Origin of the sequence: Paenibacillus sp. FSL L8-0333, assembly GCF_037965665.1 — a bacterium.
Lineage (GTDB): Bacteria > Bacillota > Bacilli > Paenibacillales > Paenibacillaceae > Paenibacillus_AQ > Paenibacillus_AQ odorifer.
The window spans coordinates 4609608-4628172 of record NZ_CP150186.1 but is presented as its reverse complement, the minus strand read 5'-3'; the positions used below and the strand labels follow the sequence as shown (position 1 = coordinate 4628172).

Genomic DNA, 18565 nt, shown 5'->3' with positions numbered 1-18565 from the left:
AATCTGAGAGAGGAGGAATACGGATGGCGCATGGAAACAATTCTAAGGAAAAGGTTGTATATGTCGGTGATTCCAGAGTTCGCAAAGGGAACGGATTTATCACACCTCCGGACTACACGGCTTACCCCGGCAAATCGGAAGCCTTTATCCCTAACTTTCTATTGAAGGAATGGATGGTCGGAGTCGTTGTACTTGTAGGAATATTAGTACTTACTATTTCAGAGCCAGCTCCGCTAGGGTTTCCAGCAAATGCTAGTGCTACGGTTATCCCGATTCCTGACTGGTATTTCTTGTTTCTCTATCAGTATTTGAAGCTCCCTTATGCTTCGGGCGATTATATCGTTCTGGGTACACTAGGAGTTACTGGTGTGGCTTTTGGTTCACTTCTGTTGGCTCCTTTTTTGGATACGGGTAGAGAGCGTCGCTTTTACCGTAGGCCGATTGCTTCATCTTTGATGTTCTTGTCCCTAGCAGCAATTGTTTATTTGACCAATACAGCCTGGACTGAATATAAACATGAAATGGCTGAAACGGGTCAGATTCCTGAAGATGTTCAACGGGAAGAAAAGGCGGCGGAGAACAGGGCAAAAGGTCTTCCAACCTCCAGCGCCGTTAAGGCAAAAGAAGTAGCGATTGTGGACAAGGATGATCCAGCTATGGGGCTCTACAAACAAGCCACTTGTATCACCTGTCACGCAGCGGATTTGAAAGGGGCAGGCGGACCTTCGCTTCGCGGAGTTGGGGACACTCATGACAAAGAAGCAATCCTTACTATTATAAAAGAGGGTCAAGGGCAGATGCCAAAAATGTACGATACCGCGTTGGGAGCAGGTCTGTCAGAAGCGGATATCGATACCTTGGCCGGCTGGCTTGCCAAACAAAAAAGCGAACAGTAAAATAATGATAACGCAACCTGATCGTGCATGCGGTCAGGTTTTTGTATGTCTAAATGTAAAGTGCCACTACTTGGGGAGGTTAATAATCTGTATGCCAGTTCATTGGTTTAACAAACTGTTTAAGAACCGGGGAATTATTTGGTTGTTATTTATCGTAAATTTCCTGGGCACAATTTATGGCTACATATGGTATGGCAATCAACTGGAGTTCACTGCGGCTAATTATCCACACTGGCTGCTTCCATTTGTTCCGGATAGCCCAACCGCAAGTTTGTTTTTTACCTTAGCTCTGTTGCTGATGCTCTTCCCTCCAAAAAGCTACACAGGAAACAATGTAAGGGAACTTATTGAGGCTTTAGCGGTCGTTACGTCAGTGAAGTACGGGATATGGGCAGTGAGCATTATTTTTGCCGGGGGTTATCACGGTGATGTTTTGGTTTGGAAAGATTGGATGCTGGTAATCTCCCATACGGGGATGGCAGTTGAAGCGTTGATTTATGCAAGGTTTTTTTCTTTCCGCAAAATGATTCCATTAGCCTTACTATGGACACTCGCCAACGATATGCTGGATTATTCTTACGGAATCTATCCGTGGTTACCTTCTGTTTTGAACGATTATGTAATTCAGGTACAGTACTTTACTATGGCGCTTACGCTGCTTAGTGTTGCAGCTGCTTGGTTGTTTAGTAGAAGACAAAGACCGGTAGAGTCAATCTATCAGTTCAAGAATAGACGTTAGTAAGCAGTTCTATCCCTTGTCCCCCTGCCATACATTTAGAATTATAAGAAGTATAAGTTTTATACTATACTTTATCCTTATAATTTTACGAGAAACGAATATCGTCTTTAAAAGACGACAACGTCGTTTCTTCTTGGGTAGGAGGGGAGTTTCATGCTCCGCGGGAGATATTATGTAGTGGTTGTGCTAGTATTCTGCTGGCTACTGACCAGTATGGATGTTGTAAAGGCTTCAGCAGCGCTAGGGGATGCTGGCGAAGGGTCTGGCAATGCTTCGAAGCAAAGCGCCGACGTTAGTTCGGGTAACGGTTTGGCAGTAATGAGCGGAAAGACTGGAGCACAGCAGCTGGAACAAGCCGCTGAGGCGTTGTATGGGTATGTTTTGGAAGGGGATGTAATGAAGGTCCGACAGGAGACCGAAGCGATCTCCAAGATCTTTGTGTCCACATCCTTTGAGGGAATGACCTCTGTGGAGGGGATTAATGCGTTGTCAGGGGCCATTATGGACCTGAAGGCTACAGTGGCAGGCGCGAAAATAAATCCACAGCAATGGGAAGCGGCAGCCGCCAAGCTACGTCTAGCTGCCAACAGTCTTAATCATCCGCGTCAGCCTATCTGGCTTCAGTACTACAAGCTGATTCGTGAGGATCTAAATGCGATGGAGCAAAGTGCGGTTGCAAATGATTTGGCGGGCTGGAAAACAGCTCTGGAAAGACTGCAGGGCAGGTATGATAACATCCGTCCGGCAGTGATTGTCTCCCGCCAGCCTGAAGTTGTGAGTGCTTTTGATTCTTGGCTCTCATATGCGGCCGGCATTCCTTCGTCCTCACAAAAAGTTGAACGTGCCCGCCTGCTTGAAATTGTATCTTATGGTCAGGATGCGGTAAGAGTGATGTTCGGAAAAGAGAAGGATGAACCCGCATTGTCCTTGCCGCTGACATCGCAAGAATTTGGGATTTGGGGAGGGTTAGCAGCAAGCTTCATTATAGCTGCGTTAGCCTATGTAGCTTATCGCAAGTACCGTGGTCAGAATCAGAATTGGAAGCCGATTCCGTAGGGTGAAATTATAAACAGCAAAAAGGAGTGTGGGCTTGAAATGGCCTACACTCCTTTTTATTTAGGTTTCTCGAAAGCCTTCTCCATGTACGTCGTGTACATCGCTAATAATTACGAAGGCGCGTGGATCAACGGATTTGACCAGCAGACTTAGCCGGCGAATTTCTTGCCTTGAGACTACACAGTACACCATATATTTAGCTTGCTTGGAATAAGCACCAATGGCAGGGATGAGGGTTACACCACGATCCATTTCCGCTGTAATCAGATCGGCAATTTGCGGTGCATCATCACTGATAATTGTAAATGCCTTGGCAGCATAGGCACCTTCTTGGATAAAATCTATAACTCGTGATGAGATGAAAACTGCGACAAGTGTGTAAAGTATTTTTTCTTTAGGAATGTAGAGGATGGAAGAGCCAATAATAATAATGTCGATGGCCAAAATAATCTGCCCCATGCTCCAGCCAAAATTCCGTCCCAGAATTCTTGCGACAATATCAACACCACCTGTTGTACCCCCAAAACGGAATACTAGCCCAAGCCCCGTTCCAAGCGTTACTCCTGCGTAAAGTGCCGCAAGAATAAAGTCGTGTTCGGTACTGAAGGGGATAATCCATCCCGCAGTAATCATTCGTTCGAAAACCCACAGGAAAAAGGTCAACGCCCCGATCCCTACACCTGTATACACAATTTGCCGCCCGCCTAGGACTTTCCAGCCCAGCAGAAACAAAGGAAGGTTGATCAGCAGTGTGGATAAAAAGATGGGAATACTAAAGGCATAATTAAGGAGAAGTGTGATCCCGGTTACGCCGCCTTCCATCAACTGATTTGGAATGATGAAATACAGTAGCCCGAAGGCATATACTGCGGCTCCGAGCAAGATGGGAGCGACTGTCTTGCTGATTGTAATTACCTTTTTTGAATTCATGAAATCCCTCGTTAGGCCTTTTGTAGGCAGTTTTTCTTTTCCTATAATAAGTATACCTTTTCTTGCGTGTGTTAAAATATTCAAAAAAGATTGTCTTCAAAACGTCTTTACGATAACATAGGGGCAAACAGAAGGCAAGATATACAGAGGGGGAGAAGTTACATTTTATGGACAAAAGTCTTGGTGACATACAGCGTGAAGTAGACGCTTATATATCGCAGTTTAAGGAAGGGTACTTCAGTCCACTCTCTATGCTGGCCCGCATGTCCGAGGAAGTCGGAGAACTGGCTAGAGAGGTCAATCATGAGTTCGGTGAGAAGCCTAAGAAGTCTGATGAAGCTGAGAATTCCATTGAACTTGAACTGGGAGATATTCTGTTTATTACCGTTTGTTTTGCAAATTCTCTCGGGATAGACCTGACGGAAGCGCATAATAAGGTAATGCATAAATTTAATACCCGTGATGCGGGACGTTGGACACCGAAAGACACCGATTAGGCCTCTATAACATATGCTGTACCAAACGAACGGGATTTAGCCGTGAGGATGGTGTGTATATGGATCATAAGGATTATGTAAGAGAGGCCTACCGCTCGATATTGCGCAGTGACTTTGCCGAAGCTATTGTTTGCTTCGAGTCTGCAATTGCGGCAAGCCCTGCTGATGCCGAGGTTAGATATCGTTGTTCCATAACGTATGCCCGCAGTGGTATGCTAGATAAAGCTTTAGTTCATGCTCAGGCTGCTGTAAAGCTGGACACCAGCAAACCTGAGTATAGTCTGCATCTGCAGCATTTGCAGGCTATGATGCATGTACAGGAAGCCAAACGGTTGATAGAAGATGAAGACAACAAAACTCGCAACCCTTATCATCCGATTACACTGCTCAAAGAGGCGATTACCCTTGATCCATTATATGGGGATGCTTATGTATGGCTTGCTATCGCGCATAGTCGAGTGAATGAACATTTACAGGCTATGACTGCCTTAAAAGAAGTGATTTCGTTACATCCGGATGATTCTGGCTTGCGGGAATTGATGAGAGACCTTCAGAAATCCATACAATCGTATATGCAATAACTATATAACTAGTGAGAGCGAGGATGGAAAAAATATGAATAACAAGATCAGGGTCGTTGTATCCGGCGCAGGCGGAAGAATGGGTAAAGAGGTTGTTAAACTTGTATTGCAGGACGAAGAGCTGGAGTTAGCAGCAGCAGTAGATCGTTCTTCGGGCGATATTGATGCAGGGCGTCTGGTAGGTCTGGAAGACTCAGGCGTTATTGTAACTTCTGATCTTGAGGCCGCCCTCGCGGGAAGCAACGGAGATGTCCTTGTGGATTTCACTACACCACAGTCAGCGTATACGAATACAGCGCTAGCTATTAAGTACGGAGTGCGTCCGGTTATCGGTACAACCGGATTCACACCGGAGCAGATGGTGGAACTGGACAAGCAGTGTCAAGAACAGGGGATAGGCGGACTTATTGCTCCGAATTTCTCCATTGGGGCTATTCTATTGATGAAATTTGCGGCGCAAGCTTCAAAGTACTTCCCGCATCTGGAAATTATAGAGTATCATGGTGACCAGAAACTGGATGCTCCATCTGGAACTGCGGTCAAAACCGCAGAGATGATTTCGGAAGTTCGTGAGGAACTTCGTCAAGGTAATCCTAAAGAGGAAGAAACCATTGAAGGTGCCCGTGGTGGTTACTATAACGGATTCCGGATACATAGTGTCCGTCTTCCTGGTGTGTTTGCTCAAGAAGAAGTGATTTTTGGCGGATTCGGACAATCCTTGAAGATCCGCCATGATTCTTATGAGCGTGCGGGATATATGCCAGGCGTTAAGATGGGTATTGAAAAGGTAATGGGATATACAGGCTTGATCTATGGATTCGAGCACTTTATAGAATAGACAGGAGAGAACACCATGTTAAAGATCGCATTTATTGCCCACGATCGTAAAAAAGATGAAATCGTAAATTTTGTATTAGCTTATGAACATGTATTTGAAGGTCATGAACTTTTTTCTACAGGGACTACTGGCCAACGGATTATGGATGTAACTAACTTAAAAATTCATCGTTACATGTCTGGTCCATTAGGTGGAGATCAGCAAATCGGTGCAATGGTAGCACAGGATGAACTGGATCTTATTATTTTCATGCGTGATCCATTAATGGCGCAGCCACATGAACCTGATATTTCAGCTCTACTTCGTCTATGTGACGTATACGGGATACCGGTAGCTACGAATATTGCCACAGCGGAGGTTCTTGTGAAGGCGATTGATCGTGGTGATTTTGCTTGGCGTGCACTGGTTCATAAATACAAACCAGGTGTTGATGAATGAAGCTGGACATTCTTGTATTTGGTGCGCATGCAGATGATGCGGAGATCGGTATGGCAGGAACAATTGCAAAACATACCGCTGCGGGACTTAAGGTGGGACTTTGCGATTTAACAGCCGCGGAAATGTCATCGAACGGTACAGTAGAACTTCGCAAGCAAGAAGCGCAGCAAGCTGCAGACCTTCTCGGAGCATCCGTGCGGACAAACCTGGGTCTGCCAGATAGAGGGCTTTTTATTACAGCAGAGCATGTTGCGGCTGTGACTGCTGAAATTCGCCGCTTTTCTCCTACGATAGTTTTTGCTCCTTATTGGGAGGATCGTCATCCCGATCATATCGCCTGTAGCAAGCTGGTGGAAGAGGCTGTTTTTAATGCCAAGCTACGTAAATATATGCCGGACAAGCCGGCAATTCCTGCTCCACAGCTGTACTTCTATTTTATCAATGATTTAGGACGTACCGATCTTATTGTTGATGTTACTGAGCAATATGGCTTGAAGGAGCAGGCGTTGTCCTGCTATCGCTCCCAGTTCACCAAACCTCCGGGTGAGGATGCTGTATCCACACCGTTAACGGAAGGCTACATTGAACGAGTCCGTTCGAGAGATATGCTGCTTGGCCAGCGCAGGCTGATTCCTTATGCAGAAGGGTTTGCAACCAAGGTACCTCATACGGTGGAATTGTTTCTTAAGGAACGGATATAACGAAGTTTGTATGATAATATAATAAGCTGATTATGATTGATCCAGGAGTGCTTGGAATTAATACGCCATTGCGCTCCTGAGAGCTTTTTTTGAACAGCTTAGAGAAATGAAGTCCTGTGATTTTGAAAGAAACGGTGTTCGCTTCGCTTTTTTGAAAGCGGCCGACAAACAATAGATGATTCATTACACGAATCAATACTGGAGAAGAAGGAGACAGGAAGATGGATCGTATGCTGAAAATAGGAATTACCTGTTATCCGTCTCTTGGCGGTTCAGGCGTAGTTGCGACTGAATTAGGTAAACTCTTGGCCGAGAAGGGTCATGAAGTTCATTTTATTACACATAGTATCCCGTTCCGGTTGGGAACGTTTCAGAAAAATATTTTTTACCATGAGGTAGAAGTAAACGATTATTATGTATTCCGCTATCCCCCGTACGATCTAGCGCTTGCTACCAAGATGGCTCAGGTTGCCAAAATGCAAAATCTGGATCTTCTCCATGTTCACTATGCAGTGCCACACGCAGTGTGTGCTTTCCTTGCAAAGCAAATGCTTGGGAACGATATGAAGGTTGTAACGACTTTGCATGGCACGGATATAACGGTGCTTGGTCAGGATGAATCGCTTAAAGATTTGATTCGCCTGGGGATTAATGAAAGTGATGCCGTTACGGCGGTCTCTCAGGATCTTATTAGAGAAACAAGGGACGTCCTCGATATTACCCGTGATATTGATCTCACTTATAACTTTGTGGATCACCGGGTCTATTATCCGCGTGATGTAACGGATCTGCGGGGAGATTTCGCAGCGCCTGATGAGAAGATTCTGATGCACATCAGTAACTTCCGTCCTGTAAAAAGAGTCAGCGATGTTGTTGACGTTTTTGCCAAAGTGAATCGTGAACTGCCTTCCCGCCTGCTGCTTGTAGGGGAAGGTCCGGATCTTCCCAAAATTCAAGCCAAAATTAGCGAAATGGGTCTGGAAGATAAAGTTCGTTTTCTGGGAAGGCAGGATGAAATCGCTCAGGTGATCTCTTTAGCTGATCTGCTTCTGCTTCCTTCCGAGAAGGAAAGCTTTGGTCTGGTTGCTCTGGAAGCAATGGCTTGCGGCGTACCGACGATTGGCTCGCAAACCGGAGGCATTCCTGAGCTTATAGAGCATGGAAAGACTGGATTCCTTGCACCGATTGGCGATACAACGGCTATGGCTAAATATGCAGTTAAGCTCCTGTCGGATGAACGTATGGTGCAACAGTTCAGAGAAGCTTGTTTACAAACAGCCTGCAAAGATTTCTGTAAGGATTCGATAACGAAACAATATGAAGATATTTATTACCGGGTGCTGGGGCGCAAGGTACTTGGACTGGACCCAGTTCGGGGGTAAGGAGTCACATATGGAATGGACAATGGCACCTTCTGCGATGGCAATTGCAGCGGAGATTGTAATTTCCGAGTTAACCCAAAATGGCCACGAGGCTTATTGGGTTGGAGGATGTATTCGCGATGAGCTATTAGGTAGGCCAGTGCATGATATGGATATTACAACCTCAGCACTGCCGGAGGAAGTGATAGCTATCTTTGCGCGCAGTGTGCCAACAGGATTAGCTCATGGTACGGTCACCGTGATACAGGATGGTTGCGGGTTTGAAGTGACGACATACCGGACAGAAAGTGGTTATGTAGACCATCGTCGTCCTGAACATGTTTTTTTCGTGAACGATGTGAAGGAGGATCTTCGTCGTCGTGATTTCACGATCAACGCGATTTGCTGTGGATTAAATGGGGAACTTATTGATCCATTCGCAGGTGAGAAGGATCTACAGCTACAGGTGATTCGCTGTGTAGGCGATGCGGAGGAGCGGTTTGACGAAGATGCGCTTCGCATGCTTCGCTGCATTCGTTTTGCATCGGTGCTGGATTTCTCCATCGCGAAGAACACGTGGAGGGGCCTGATGCGCCAGCGGGATAAGCTGGCGCATATTGCTGTGGAGCGTGTCCGCGCGGAGCTGGACCGCATCGTCGAGGGGCCGCATCCTCTGCGCGGCCTAGGCATGCTAGCGCGCTGCGAGCTGCTGGCGCGCGGCAAAGCCCCGTTCCCCTGGACCGGAACCGATATGGCGGCTGCTGCCGCCTTAACGGCCGGGATCGGGGAACTGGAGAGCGCCCGCCTGCGGTGGGCGCTTCTCCTCCATGCCCTGAAGCAGTCGGCCCAAGAGGCCGATGTGCTGCTGCGGGCATGGACGTTCTCGGGGACGACGCGGAGCGGCGTCGTCCAGGTGCTGCGGGTCCGCGAAGCTTGGACCGCTGCGCTAGAGGGCATGCCGCCGGATATGGGCGGCATGGAAGGTCTGCGGCGGCAATGGATCGCCGCCGTGCTGGCCTTCGACGTGGAAGCCGCCGAAGGGTGGCTCTCGCTGCTGGCGATACTGCCAGCAGCCGCACCTACTCTTCCCACTGCGGCCTCTTCTGCCTTTTCCATCGTGGAATCGCCAGAGGCTGCAACCTCACCTGCCGCTGTAAATGTACAAGCGGCAAGAGAATGGATCGCGCAAATGCCGCTAACCAGCCTTTCGGAGCTTGAGATTACAGGCAATGAGCTGCTGGAGTCTTTGGACAAACGTCCGGGACCATGGCTCGGCAAAATGTTAAATGGACTTCTGCAAGCGGTCGCTTCAGGTGATTTACCTAATGATAAACAATTATTGCTGCTTGAAGCAAAAAGGATGGATGGACATGAGCGATGATAAAGCGCTGTCGCTAACTGAGCTGAAGCGAGAGACCTCCGCTTCGAATTGGATAGGCAACGTTCAGTTGCTGGAATCTGTGGTGTCCACACAAGAAGAAGCTAAGTTTTTAGCGGAAAACGGCGCGCCGGAAGGAACAACCGTCATCGCAGAAGAACAGACGGGTGCCCGAGGCCGAATGGGAAGAAAGTGGTTCTCTCCCCGTGGCAAGGGCATTTGGATGAGTATTGTGTTACGGCCCCAATTACCCTTGTCGGAGACTCCGCAGCTGACATTGCTGGCTGGAGTTGCCGTCTGCAAGGCAATTCGACGGGTGACCGGTGTAGATGCCGGCATCAAATGGCCGAATGATCTGCTCGCAGGCGGTCGTAAGATTTGTGGGATTTTACTCGAATCTTCTCTAAGAGAAGGGGAGCTTCATTATTGCATTGCTGGAATTGGCATTTCCGCGAACATGACAGAGGAAGATTATCCCGATCATCTGCAGGAGGTCGCCACTTCACTTCGGATTGAGCGGGGGGGGGCTCCAGTTGACCGTTCTGAGCTGGTAAGGGCGGTTTTGGACGAACTGGATATGCACTACAATCTGTACATGAAGCAAGGTTTTAAACCTATAAAGGAGCTTTGGGAGTCCATGTCTGTGACTTTGGGGCGCCAGATCGCACTGAACAGCCCTCAGGGGCGTTCTGAAGGTGTGGTAGTGGGTTTGGATGAAATAGGTGGTCTACTGCTTAAAAACAGCTCAGGAGAGATTTCTAACGTATGCTCAGGTGAAATTGAACTTTTATAAGATTTATTTATATGACAGGGGTATCATCCCTTGTCATATTTTTTTCGTGTAATTCCGCGCTCTTTTTGATATACTATGGGTCGGAGGCGGTATCGTTTATCGAACTGTACTCTTGAATTGTAGAACTTTTTTATATTTTTTATTACTGAAAGTACCTTCATAACTGCGTTTGACGGTTACGTTGGATTCTGCTCTGAGCCGTAAGGACCGAGACAGAAGGGACGATCGCAAGTGACTCTTTTTTGCCCTTCGGACCTTTTTAGCAAATGATTGCTAAAAGGTTTTTTTGTTGCGATTTTTACGGGCAGGTTACTTAAAAAAGGAGGACGAAAAGAGAAATGGCAAACAAACAAGCACTAAATATTGTAAAAATGAAAAAAATGAAAGCAGAAGGTGTGCCACTGAGCATGCTGACCGCTTATGATTATCCATCTGCAGTTCTTGCAGAAGAAGCAGGTATCGACCTTATTTTGGTTGGTGACTCTCTTGGGAATGTAGTCCTTGGATACAATACAACTTTACCGGTAACGATTGAAGATATGGTGTACCATACCCGCTCGGTAACTCGAGGAGCACAAAGTACATTTATCGTGGCTGATATGCCATTTATGACGTATCACGGGAGTATAGATGAAACCCTGCGGGGTGTGCGCAGATTGATGCAGGAAGGGCGGGCTCATGCCGTCAAAATGGAAGGTGGACTTGAGATTTGTGAGACTGTAGCTACGGTTGTGGCTGCGGGAGTCCCTGTGCTGGGACACATCGGGCTTACTCCTCAATCCGTGAATATGATTGGTGGCTACCGGATTCAAGGCAAAGACGCCAAGGATGCCCAACGCCTGATGGATGAAGCTAAGGCGCTTGAGGCAGCAGGTGCTTTTGCAATCGTTTTGGAGCTGGTAACGGAAGAAGTAGCACAGGCAATTTCTGAAGCGCTTAGCATCCCAACCATTGGGATTGGTGCAGGCCGTTACTGTGATGGACAGGTATTGGTTTTCCATGATTTGCTGCGTTATGCCTCACCTTATCGTGAGAAACGTTTTGTCAAAACCTATGCGGATGTGGGTAATGTGATCCGTGAGGGCATCAGCCAGTATGTGAAGGAAGTGAAGGAACGTTCCTTCCCAGATGAAGGCCACGTTTTTAATGCAGATGAAACAGTCTTGGAATCTTTATATGGCGCTGCCAGAAAGGAAGGGAAATAAATGAGAGTCGTCAGAAGCATTGAGCAGCTGCGCGAAGCTTTGGAGTATATGAGACAAGGCGGGCACGCCCCGATTGGGTTCGTTCCTACGATGGGATACTTGCATGACGGACATGCCAGTCTGCTTCGCCGGGCTGGAGAAATGAGCAACACAGTGGTAATGAGCATTTTTGTGAATCCTTTGCAATTCGGGCCAAACGAGGATTATGATTCCTATCCGCGTGACGAGCGTCGTGATTTGGAACTCGCTGAACGTGAGGGAGTAGATATTGTATTTATCCCCAGTGTGGAAGAAATGTATCCGCAGCCTACTCGGACTACTGTCTCGGTATCGGAGCTTACTACCCGGCTTTGTGGGGCTTCCCGCCCTGGGCATTTTGATGGTGTAACCACAGTGGTTAATAAATTCTTCAATATTGTACAGCCGGATTATGCTTTCTTTGGGCTGAAGGATGCTCAACAAGTTGCTGTCCTTCGCCGAATGGTGTCCGATCTTAATATGAATGTCGAAATTATTCCTTGTCCGATCGTTCGTGAAGGGGATGGACTTGCACTCAGCTCACGTAACGTATTCTTGTCTCCTGAGGAGCGTAGTCAGGCATTGGTGTTATCTCGTTCCTTACGTGAAGCACGTCAGTCTATTGAAGAAGGAAAAGTAACAACCGTTGCTGAAGTGCGGGAATTGTTGACATCGGTTATTTCCAGCTCACCTCTAGCGGTGATTGATTATGCGGAGATCCTAACATTCCCTGATCTTGAAGGATTAGAGGATGAAGCTCTTTTATCAGAAGTGGATGGGGAAATTATTATAGCGCTTGCCGTGAAGTTTGGCAGAACACGCTTGATTGATAATAATGTATTTATTCCAAAGGAGGTTGCTGCACTTGTTTAGACATATGATGAAATCCAAAATTCACCGCGCAACAGTAACGGAAGCGAATTTGAACTATGTGGGCAGTATTACCATTGATGAGAGCTTGATGGAAGCCGCGGACATTCTTGAGAATGAAAAAGTTCAAATTGTGGATAACAACAATGGTTCGCGACTGGAGACCTATGTAATTCCTGGACCGCGTGGAAGCGGAGTGATCTGTCTCAATGGTGCCGCAGCTCGTCTTGTTCAGCCGGGCGATACAGTAATTATCATTTCGTATGCGATGTTGTCCTCGGAAGAACTGGAGTCACATAAGCCAACGGTGGTATTCGTGGATGAGAATAACAAACCAGTGAAGCTGGCTGATCATGAATTGCATGCTACAATCGCTTAATGTATGGACTTACGCCATGTAATGAATGGCAGGGATGAAAGACCCCGATCTCGCAGAAAATGAAGTCAGGCAAGCTGAACTGATTTCATCTTCAGTAAGGGGGGATAGCCCATGTTTCAACATTTGTTTGCTGAAATGAACAAGGTGCTTCAGGAGATCGTAACAGATTACCCTACAGCGGAGGGTGCCCGCCGGAACGAGCTTTTATGCAATTATAATATGCTGCATAGACTGAGCGATAAAGTGATGGATGAATGGCTCGCTTTTGCTGAGAAGCTAAGTCACTTTCGCGAAAGTGCGGATTTTACAGCAGTGGTCGAAGAGGAAGTGCCGGAACAGGAAGCACCAGAGCTGTGTATGGATTCCTTTGTAAGAGGTCAGGGATATTATAAGCTGCTGATGTATGGAAAGTGTATTGATCAGTTTAAAGAAGTTATTGCGCAATACCCGGATAGCTTGGCTGCTCGATTATATTTAGCCATCTCTTATCTGCAGGAAGGTGACGGTGAAGCCGCTTGGAGTCATCTGGACCATATGCTGGGCTTGATACGGGAGACCAAGCTGAAAGCCATGGTATATAATGCTTTAGGCTGCATACGAGCCTCACAGGAACGTTTTAATGAAGCGCAGGAATTGTTTGACCTTGCCTTGCAGCATGACCCGGCGCTTCCGGAGCCAAACGTTAACTTAGAGGTATGCCGCCGTCGTGGAGGGAAGCTGCATTTTGGAAATCAGCTGGTTTCCCTTTTGTAAAAAAATAACGGTTTTGGAAATTTCTATTCAAGCGATGCATCCCCTGAACCAGTGGTGTGCATCGCCTTTTTTCGCAACTTCTGTTATGCTGATTAAGAGTCTCAATTGAAAGGGAATAGAATTATAATGAAATTTGCCGTGCTTGATTTTGAAACAACAGGAACCCAATCCGTGGGTGAAATTATCCAGGTTGGCCTTGCAATTATAGAAGAAGACCGGTCCATCTCCCGGGTATATGGTTCCTATGTCAAGCCCGGAACGCCGATTCCTCCTTTTATAACAGGTCTGACGGGGATTACCGATGATGATGTGAAGGATGCGCCTGAGCTGGATGAGATGATGATGGAGCTTGTTCCGCTCTTGGATGATGTTGTGCTTGTAGGGCATAATGTCGCTTTCGACTTCCATTTTTTACAAAATGCTTTAGATCGTTGTGGTTATTTGCCATTTCAAGGGCGGATTTTGGATACGATTGATTTTCTGAAAATTTGCTTTCCTTCGCTCACATCTTATCAGCTAGGCTCTGTCAGTGCTCATTTTGGAGTGACACATGATCGTCCGCATCAGGCAGATAGTGATGCACTTGCGACTGCTTTAGTGCTGTTGAAATGTCTGGAGGAGCTCTACGAGCTGCCGCTGCTTACGATCCAGAGACTCTGTGAGCTGTTTACCGAAGAGGATAGTGATCTGGGCTGGTACTTTGATGGTCTGCTGCGAGAGCGGGAAGCGGAGACGTTACAGCCCGAAGGTGATCTGACTTTCTATCGTCAATTAGCGCTTGCAGTAGGAGACTGGACGGAGTTAGCGCCACCTAGAGATGAGCATGCTGAGAATCCGCTAGCGAATTTATCTTTTACTGATTATATGGACGAAGTAACCAAACGACTTAAAGACACATTACCGCAGTATGAAAGCCGGGAAGCTCAGGATATTATGATCAATGAGGTGATGACGGCACTTGCCGAAGACAAACACCTACTGATCGAAGCGGGCACAGGAACCGGTAAATCGCTCGGTTATTTGTTGCCTGCCATTTATCAAAGCGTTCGCACCAATGAAAAAGTCATGGTCAGCACTCATACCATTAATCTGCAGGATCAATTGCGCGAGCGGGATATCCCTTTGTTAACGCAGGTAGTTCCTTTTCCGTTTAAAGCTGCTATTTTTAAGGGAAGAGGACATTATTTGTGTCTGCGTAAGTTTGAGCATAAAATTAATAAAAAGGACTTTATAAGCCCAAGGGAAGATGCGCTTACTGCAGCTCAGATGATCGTATGGCTCACTCAAAGTGAATCAGGGGATGATGAAGAGCTGAATTTAAGCGGCCGGGGCGGTGATTTCTGGGAGACGGTGGCAAGCGATACCGATTCCTGTCTGGGCCGTTCCTGCCCGTGGTTCCGCAAATGCTATTATCATAGGGCCAAGCATGAAGCTGGGATTGCTGACGTGGTTATTACGAACCATTCCAAGCTATTCGCAGATGTTAAAGCTGGGCACCAGCTGCTTCCGGCTTACGAGCATCTTGTAATTGATGAAGCACATCATTTAGAAGATGTGGCTGGTAAACATCTTGGCATGCATATGAAGCATTTCACTGTGGCACACACGTTATCGCGACTGTATAAAGATAGCCGAAACGGACAGCTTCCTGCTCTGCGCCAGATCTTACAGTCGTCAGGCAGTGAAGAGGCTTCAGAATGGAGCGGAGTCATCGATCGGATCTACCCGGATCTGCTTACTGTCAAAGAAACCTGGGATGCACTCAGCGACAAGCTGTTCAGCCTTTTGCCGGAACGCAGTGATGCAGCAGCAGGGGAAGCGGGACAACTGGTTATGCGTTTGCTTCCCGCCCGTAAGCCGAAGGATTGGGATGAATTAGTTGCGCTTGAGAACACTATGAATCTGACGTTAAGCGACATCATCCGTAAGGGTGATAAAATGCTTAATGAGATGCGTGACCAGGAAAGCCAATCCTCAGCAGACAGTCTTGTTACTGATATTAGCGGTTTATTTAAGGATTTGGCTTCCATACGTGAGCAAGTAAGATTCTTTATGGGGCTGAATGACGATAATGTAGTATATTGGCTGGAGGCAAATGGAAATTACCGCAGCAAATCACTGCAGATGTATGCCGTCCCTGTGGATGTTAGCAGCCAGCTTAAAGAGTTGTTCTTCGATAAGAAAAAGAGCATCGTGCTTACCTCGGCGACGCTGTCTGTAGATAAATCTTTTCAGTTTATGATTGATAATCTCGGACTTAACGAAGCTGCGGAAGAGGGACGTCTAATGACCTCACTCCTTCCATCTCCCTTTAAGTATCGCGAGCAGGCGCTGCTAGTTATACCGCGTGATTTTCCTAGTGTGAAGGGCAGTGTGGGCGATGCTCGATTTGTCGATACACTCGTACAGTCGTTAGCAGAAGCTGCCAAAACAACACGTGGGCGGATGCTGGTTCTGTTTACTTCTTATAAAATGCTGCGTCAGGTATATGATCCGCTTAAAGAGGCTTTGGCCTCACAAGAGATTACGGTGCTTGGTCAAGGCGTGGAAGGTGGCAGCCGGAGCAAGCTGATCCGCCGCTTTCAGGACAGTGCAGCATCCGTTCTGCTGGGGACGAGCAGCTTCTGGGAAGGTGTAGATATTCCAGGTGAAGCACTGACTTGCCTGGCCATCGTGAGACTTCCGTTTCAACCGCCGAATCACCCGTTGGCGGAAGCGAAGTCGGAGTTATTGCAGGCCCAGAAGAAGAATCCGTTCATGAAATTATCTGTTCCTCAAGCGGTTATTCGTTTTAAGCAGGGATTCGGAAGACTGGTTCGCACGGCGCAGGATCGCGGAATAGTTATTGTTTATGATACAAGGGTTATTGAATCTCATTACGGGAAGTATTTCCTTTATTCATTGCCTGGTCCCAAAATGGAGCATATGCTGACTGATCAAATGGTCCCCCGCATAGCGGAATGGCTAGAGGATGGCGGCGCTTCTTAAAATGCTCGTCTTCAGTTTAGCTCCTCCTTATCCTTAAGGGCGGTAAGTTACAGTACCGCCCTTAATAAGGAGAGGTATACGTTTGAATATGGATTTTCACAAGAACATTACTATTTTTAGGAGGAAAAATATGAAATCGGATAAAATATCAGAAGCCGTTGTTCGCAGACTACCTGTGTATTTGCGTTTTTTGAATGATCTCCAGAATCGCGAAATATTAACAGTTTCCTCTCAGGAACTTGGACAAAAGCTTGATCTTAATCCCGCACAGATTCGTAAGGATTTAGCGTATTTTGGTGACTTCGGCAGAAAAGGTATCGGCTATGATGTAACGTATCTTATTGAGAAAATCCGTCATATTCTGAAGCTGGATCAACAGCTTAATGTAGCTTTAGTAGGGGCAGGTAATCTCGGACATGCCTTGTCTAATTACAATGCATATCTTAAAGATACAATGAAAATCACCGCTATATTTGATTCGTACGCTCCTAAGGTTGGACGTAAGATCAACTCCCTTACTGTGCAACCAATGGATGAACTAGGCAGCACGATTCGTGAGCAAGGTATTCGCATTGCCATTATTACCGTACCTGATTCAGAAGCTCAAAATGTAGCAGATATTCTCATTTCTTCTGGGATTGAAGCGATTTTGAACTTTGCCCCTGTGATTCTGAAGACACCACCGAATATCCGGGTGCATGCAGCTGATTTTACAACTGATCTGCAAAGTCTTGCTTATTACTTGCGGGATGGAAAGGAAGAAAGCGAACATGAACAGCAATAAAACGATAATTAAGGACGGGTATTTTCTGACTCCGGGAACGGATGAGCCGGTTCTGAGTGGATATATGACTATTGAAGATGATTTAATCACTTACATAGGAAAAGAAGAGCCTCAGATGGAAGCTGGAGTGCAAGTGGTTGATGGCAGTCGTCTGCTGTTCATGCCTGGACTTGTAAACACACATGGTCATGCGGCGATGTCTTTGCTGCGTGGATATGGAGATGATTTAGCGCTACAAGTGTGGCTTCAGGAGAAAATGTGGCCGATGGAGGAAAAGTTCACCGGTGATGATGTATATTGGGGAACCTCCTTATCTGTATTGGAAATGCTGAAGGGTGGAACTACGACCTTCCTCGATATGTATGATCACATGGACCGAGTAGCTGAGGTAGCTGAGTTATCAGGTATCCGTTCCGTATTGATGCGTGGTGTGATCGGGTTATGTCCAGAGGATGTACAGAATCACAAGCTTGCGGAAGCGATTTCTTTTGCCCGTAACTGGCATGGAAAGGCTGACGGTAGAATTACTACTATGATCTCACCGCACGCCCCTTATACTTGCCCTCCGGACTTCCTGGTTAAGTTCGTGCAGGCAGCGCATGATCTGGATTTACCGATGCATACGCATATGTCCGAAACGAAACGTGAAGTGGAACAAAATGTGGCGGATTACGGGTTTCGTCCTGTAGCTCACTTAGAGAAGCTTGGAATGTTCACACGTCCCTCGATAGTTGCACATGGTGTTCATTTAAATGATGAAGAGATTGAGATCTTGGCTCGCCATAATGTGGGTGTCTCTCATAATCCGGGCAGTAATTTGAAGCTGGCTAGCGGAGTGGCTCGGGTTACTGATCTTCTAAAAGCTGGTGTGAAGGTGTCTCTTGGCACGGATGGCGCGGCAAGCAACAATAACTTGGATATGTTTGAAGAGATGCGGCTTGCAGCTCTCATTCATAAGGGTGTCAGCGGTGATCCAACGGCTGTTCCAGCTCCAGAAGCTCTACGTATGGCTACAGAATATGGCGCCCAGTCCATCTTTTTAAATAATGTAGGCAGACTTGCTGTTGGGATGAAAGCTGATTTCATTGCAATTGATATAGATCAGCCGCATTTGCTGCCACACACAGATCTGTTGTCTCATGCAGTTTACTCTGCTAGCGCTAAGGATGTTGAGCATGTGTGGGTGAATGGTAAACAGGTCATCAAGCATGGGCAATGCTTAACCCTGGATGAGGAAGCTATCCGGCGTAAAGCGCAAGAAGCCTTCGAAGGTTTATTGAAGCGTTAAGTCTGGATAATAACGAATAAATAATAGGCTGCGACTTTTTGCTTTTAGCAAAAGTTGCGGCCTTTTGTACAT

General features: G+C 46.8%; 19 protein-coding genes. 18 read left to right on the top strand and 1 reads right to left on the bottom strand.

Features of this window, described 5'->3' with window-relative positions; all coding sequences use genetic code 11:
- Nucleotides 1–23 precede the first annotated feature (23 nt).
- The 3 genes from NYE72_RS20705 (at nt 24) to NYE72_RS20695 (ending at nt 2691) form a co-directional block, all read left to right on the top strand.
- Nucleotides 24–896: a menaquinol-cytochrome c reductase cytochrome b/c subunit gene (locus NYE72_RS20705; protein ID WP_036676267.1), complete on the top strand. Its 873-nt coding sequence runs from the start codon at nt 24–26 to the stop codon at nt 894–896.
- Between the two features lie 91 nt (nt 897–987).
- Complete coding sequence (locus NYE72_RS20700; protein WP_051490910.1) at nt 988–1635, top strand: DUF1405 domain-containing protein; 648 nt, start codon at nt 988–990, stop codon at nt 1633–1635.
- 153 nt (nt 1636–1788) lie between these two features.
- Nucleotides 1789–2691 carry a sporulation protein YpjB gene (locus tag NYE72_RS20695; RefSeq protein ID WP_036676269.1) on the top strand — a complete coding sequence of 301 codons (903 nt, stop codon included), beginning with the start codon at nt 1789–1791 and terminating at the stop codon, nt 2689–2691.
- A gap of 60 nt (nt 2692–2751) precedes the next feature.
- Here the strand turns inward: NYE72_RS20695 and NYE72_RS20690 are convergent, their stop codons facing one another.
- A complete protein-coding gene (locus tag NYE72_RS20690) occupies nt 2752–3621 on the bottom strand; it encodes a YitT family protein (RefSeq protein ID WP_036676270.1) in 870 nt (289 codons plus the stop codon).
- 167 nt (nt 3622–3788) lie between these two features.
- Here NYE72_RS20690 and NYE72_RS20685 point away from each other — a divergent pair, with 167 nt between their 5' ends.
- The 15 genes from NYE72_RS20685 (at nt 3789) to NYE72_RS20615 (ending at nt 18493) form a co-directional block, all read left to right on the top strand.
- Nucleotides 3789–4118, top strand: coding sequence for a nucleotide pyrophosphohydrolase (locus NYE72_RS20685; protein ID WP_036676271.1), 330 nt, complete (start codon nt 3789–3791; stop codon nt 4116–4118).
- A 59-nt stretch (nt 4119–4177) separates the two neighbouring features.
- On the top strand, nt 4178–4699 hold the full coding sequence (locus tag NYE72_RS20680; protein ID WP_036676272.1) for a tetratricopeptide repeat protein: 522 nt from the start codon (nt 4178–4180) through the stop codon (nt 4697–4699).
- A gap of 34 nt (nt 4700–4733) precedes the next feature.
- Nucleotides 4734–5537 carry a 4-hydroxy-tetrahydrodipicolinate reductase gene (gene dapB, locus NYE72_RS20675; RefSeq protein ID WP_036676273.1) on the top strand — a complete coding sequence of 268 codons (804 nt, stop codon included), beginning with the start codon at nt 4734–4736 and terminating at the stop codon, nt 5535–5537.
- Nucleotides 5538–5552: 15 nt separating this feature from the next.
- Nucleotides 5553–5975, top strand: coding sequence for a methylglyoxal synthase (mgsA, locus tag NYE72_RS20670; protein ID WP_036676275.1), 423 nt, complete (start codon nt 5553–5555; stop codon nt 5973–5975).
- Nucleotides 5972–6676, top strand: coding sequence for a bacillithiol biosynthesis deacetylase BshB1 (bshB1, locus tag NYE72_RS20665; RefSeq protein WP_036676277.1), 705 nt, complete (start codon nt 5972–5974; stop codon nt 6674–6676). The genes mgsA and bshB1 overlap by 4 nt, the downstream gene beginning before the upstream one ends.
- 221 nt (nt 6677–6897) lie before the next feature.
- The gene (gene bshA / locus NYE72_RS20660; RefSeq protein WP_036676278.1) at nt 6898–8058 is read left to right on the top strand and encodes an N-acetyl-alpha-D-glucosaminyl L-malate synthase BshA; all 1161 of its coding nucleotides are present in this window, start codon (nt 6898–6900) and stop codon (nt 8056–8058) included.
- 10 nt (nt 8059–8068) lie between these two features.
- A complete protein-coding gene (locus tag NYE72_RS20655) occupies nt 8069–9418 on the top strand; it encodes a CCA tRNA nucleotidyltransferase (protein WP_076147257.1) in 1350 nt (449 codons plus the stop codon).
- On the top strand, nt 9408–10208 hold the full coding sequence (locus NYE72_RS20650; RefSeq protein ID WP_051490911.1) for a biotin--[acetyl-CoA-carboxylase] ligase: 801 nt from the start codon (nt 9408–9410) through the stop codon (nt 10206–10208). Before NYE72_RS20655 ends, NYE72_RS20650 begins: the two co-directional genes overlap by 11 nt.
- 338 nt (nt 10209–10546) lie before the next feature.
- Entirely contained in the window at nt 10547–11413 is an 867-nt protein-coding gene (gene panB, locus NYE72_RS20645; protein ID WP_036676283.1) for a 3-methyl-2-oxobutanoate hydroxymethyltransferase, read from the top strand.
- Complete coding sequence (panC, locus tag NYE72_RS20640) at nt 11414–12304, top strand: pantoate--beta-alanine ligase (RefSeq protein WP_036676286.1); 891 nt, start codon at nt 11414–11416, stop codon at nt 12302–12304.
- Nucleotides 12297–12680, top strand: a complete 384-nt coding sequence (panD, locus tag NYE72_RS20635) for an aspartate 1-decarboxylase (RefSeq protein WP_036676288.1) — start codon at nt 12297–12299, stop codon at nt 12678–12680. The genes panC and panD overlap by 8 nt, the downstream gene beginning before the upstream one ends.
- Nucleotides 12681–12791: 111 nt before the next feature.
- A complete protein-coding gene (locus NYE72_RS20630) occupies nt 12792–13433 on the top strand; it encodes a hypothetical protein (RefSeq protein WP_036676289.1) in 642 nt (213 codons plus the stop codon).
- A 126-nt stretch (nt 13434–13559) separates the two neighbouring features.
- The gene (gene dinG / locus NYE72_RS20625) at nt 13560–16421 is read left to right on the top strand and encodes an ATP-dependent DNA helicase DinG (RefSeq protein ID WP_036676291.1); all 2862 of its coding nucleotides are present in this window, start codon (nt 13560–13562) and stop codon (nt 16419–16421) included.
- Nucleotides 16422–16551: 130 nt separating this feature from the next.
- Nucleotides 16552–17205, top strand: a complete 654-nt coding sequence (locus NYE72_RS20620) for a redox-sensing transcriptional repressor Rex (protein WP_036676294.1) — start codon at nt 16552–16554, stop codon at nt 17203–17205.
- Nucleotides 17192–18493, top strand: a complete 1302-nt coding sequence (locus NYE72_RS20615; RefSeq protein WP_036676297.1) for an amidohydrolase — start codon at nt 17192–17194, stop codon at nt 18491–18493. The genes NYE72_RS20620 and NYE72_RS20615 overlap by 14 nt, the downstream gene beginning before the upstream one ends.
- The last annotated feature ends 72 nt before the right edge of the window (nt 18494–18565 follow it).

Bases quoted from the DNA above. Each gene is read 5' to 3' on its own strand.
- NYE72_RS20705 (WP_036676267.1), top strand. From the start codon at position 24: ATGGCGCATGGAAACAATTCTAAGGAAAAGGTTGTATATGTCGGTGAT.
- NYE72_RS20700 (WP_051490910.1), top strand. From the start codon at position 988: ATGCCAGTTCATTGGTTTAACAAACTGTTTAAGAACCGGGGAATTATT.
- NYE72_RS20695 (WP_036676269.1), top strand. From the start codon at position 1,789: ATGCTCCGCGGGAGATATTATGTAGTGGTTGTGCTAGTATTCTGCTGG.
- NYE72_RS20690 (WP_036676270.1), bottom strand. From the start codon at position 3,621: ATGAATTCAAAAAAGGTAATTACAATCAGCAAGACAGTCGCTCCCATC.
- NYE72_RS20685 (WP_036676271.1), top strand. From the start codon at position 3,789: ATGGACAAAAGTCTTGGTGACATACAGCGTGAAGTAGACGCTTATATA.
- NYE72_RS20680 (WP_036676272.1), top strand. From the start codon at position 4,178: ATGGATCATAAGGATTATGTAAGAGAGGCCTACCGCTCGATATTGCGC.
- dapB (WP_036676273.1), top strand. From the start codon at position 4,734: ATGAATAACAAGATCAGGGTCGTTGTATCCGGCGCAGGCGGAAGAATG.
- mgsA (WP_036676275.1), top strand. From the start codon at position 5,553: ATGTTAAAGATCGCATTTATTGCCCACGATCGTAAAAAAGATGAAATC.
- bshB1 (WP_036676277.1), top strand. From the start codon at position 5,972: ATGAAGCTGGACATTCTTGTATTTGGTGCGCATGCAGATGATGCGGAG.
- bshA (WP_036676278.1), top strand. From the start codon at position 6,898: ATGGATCGTATGCTGAAAATAGGAATTACCTGTTATCCGTCTCTTGGC.
- NYE72_RS20655 (WP_076147257.1), top strand. From the start codon at position 8,069: ATGGAATGGACAATGGCACCTTCTGCGATGGCAATTGCAGCGGAGATT.
- NYE72_RS20650 (WP_051490911.1), top strand. From the start codon at position 9,408: ATGAGCGATGATAAAGCGCTGTCGCTAACTGAGCTGAAGCGAGAGACC.
- panB (WP_036676283.1), top strand. From the start codon at position 10,547: ATGGCAAACAAACAAGCACTAAATATTGTAAAAATGAAAAAAATGAAA.
- panC (WP_036676286.1), top strand. From the start codon at position 11,414: ATGAGAGTCGTCAGAAGCATTGAGCAGCTGCGCGAAGCTTTGGAGTAT.
- NYE72_RS20630 (WP_036676289.1), top strand. From the start codon at position 12,792: ATGTTTCAACATTTGTTTGCTGAAATGAACAAGGTGCTTCAGGAGATC.
- dinG (WP_036676291.1), top strand. From the start codon at position 13,560: ATGAAATTTGCCGTGCTTGATTTTGAAACAACAGGAACCCAATCCGTG.
- NYE72_RS20620 (WP_036676294.1), top strand. From the start codon at position 16,552: ATGAAATCGGATAAAATATCAGAAGCCGTTGTTCGCAGACTACCTGTG.
- NYE72_RS20615 (WP_036676297.1), top strand. From the start codon at position 17,192: ATGAACAGCAATAAAACGATAATTAAGGACGGGTATTTTCTGACTCCG.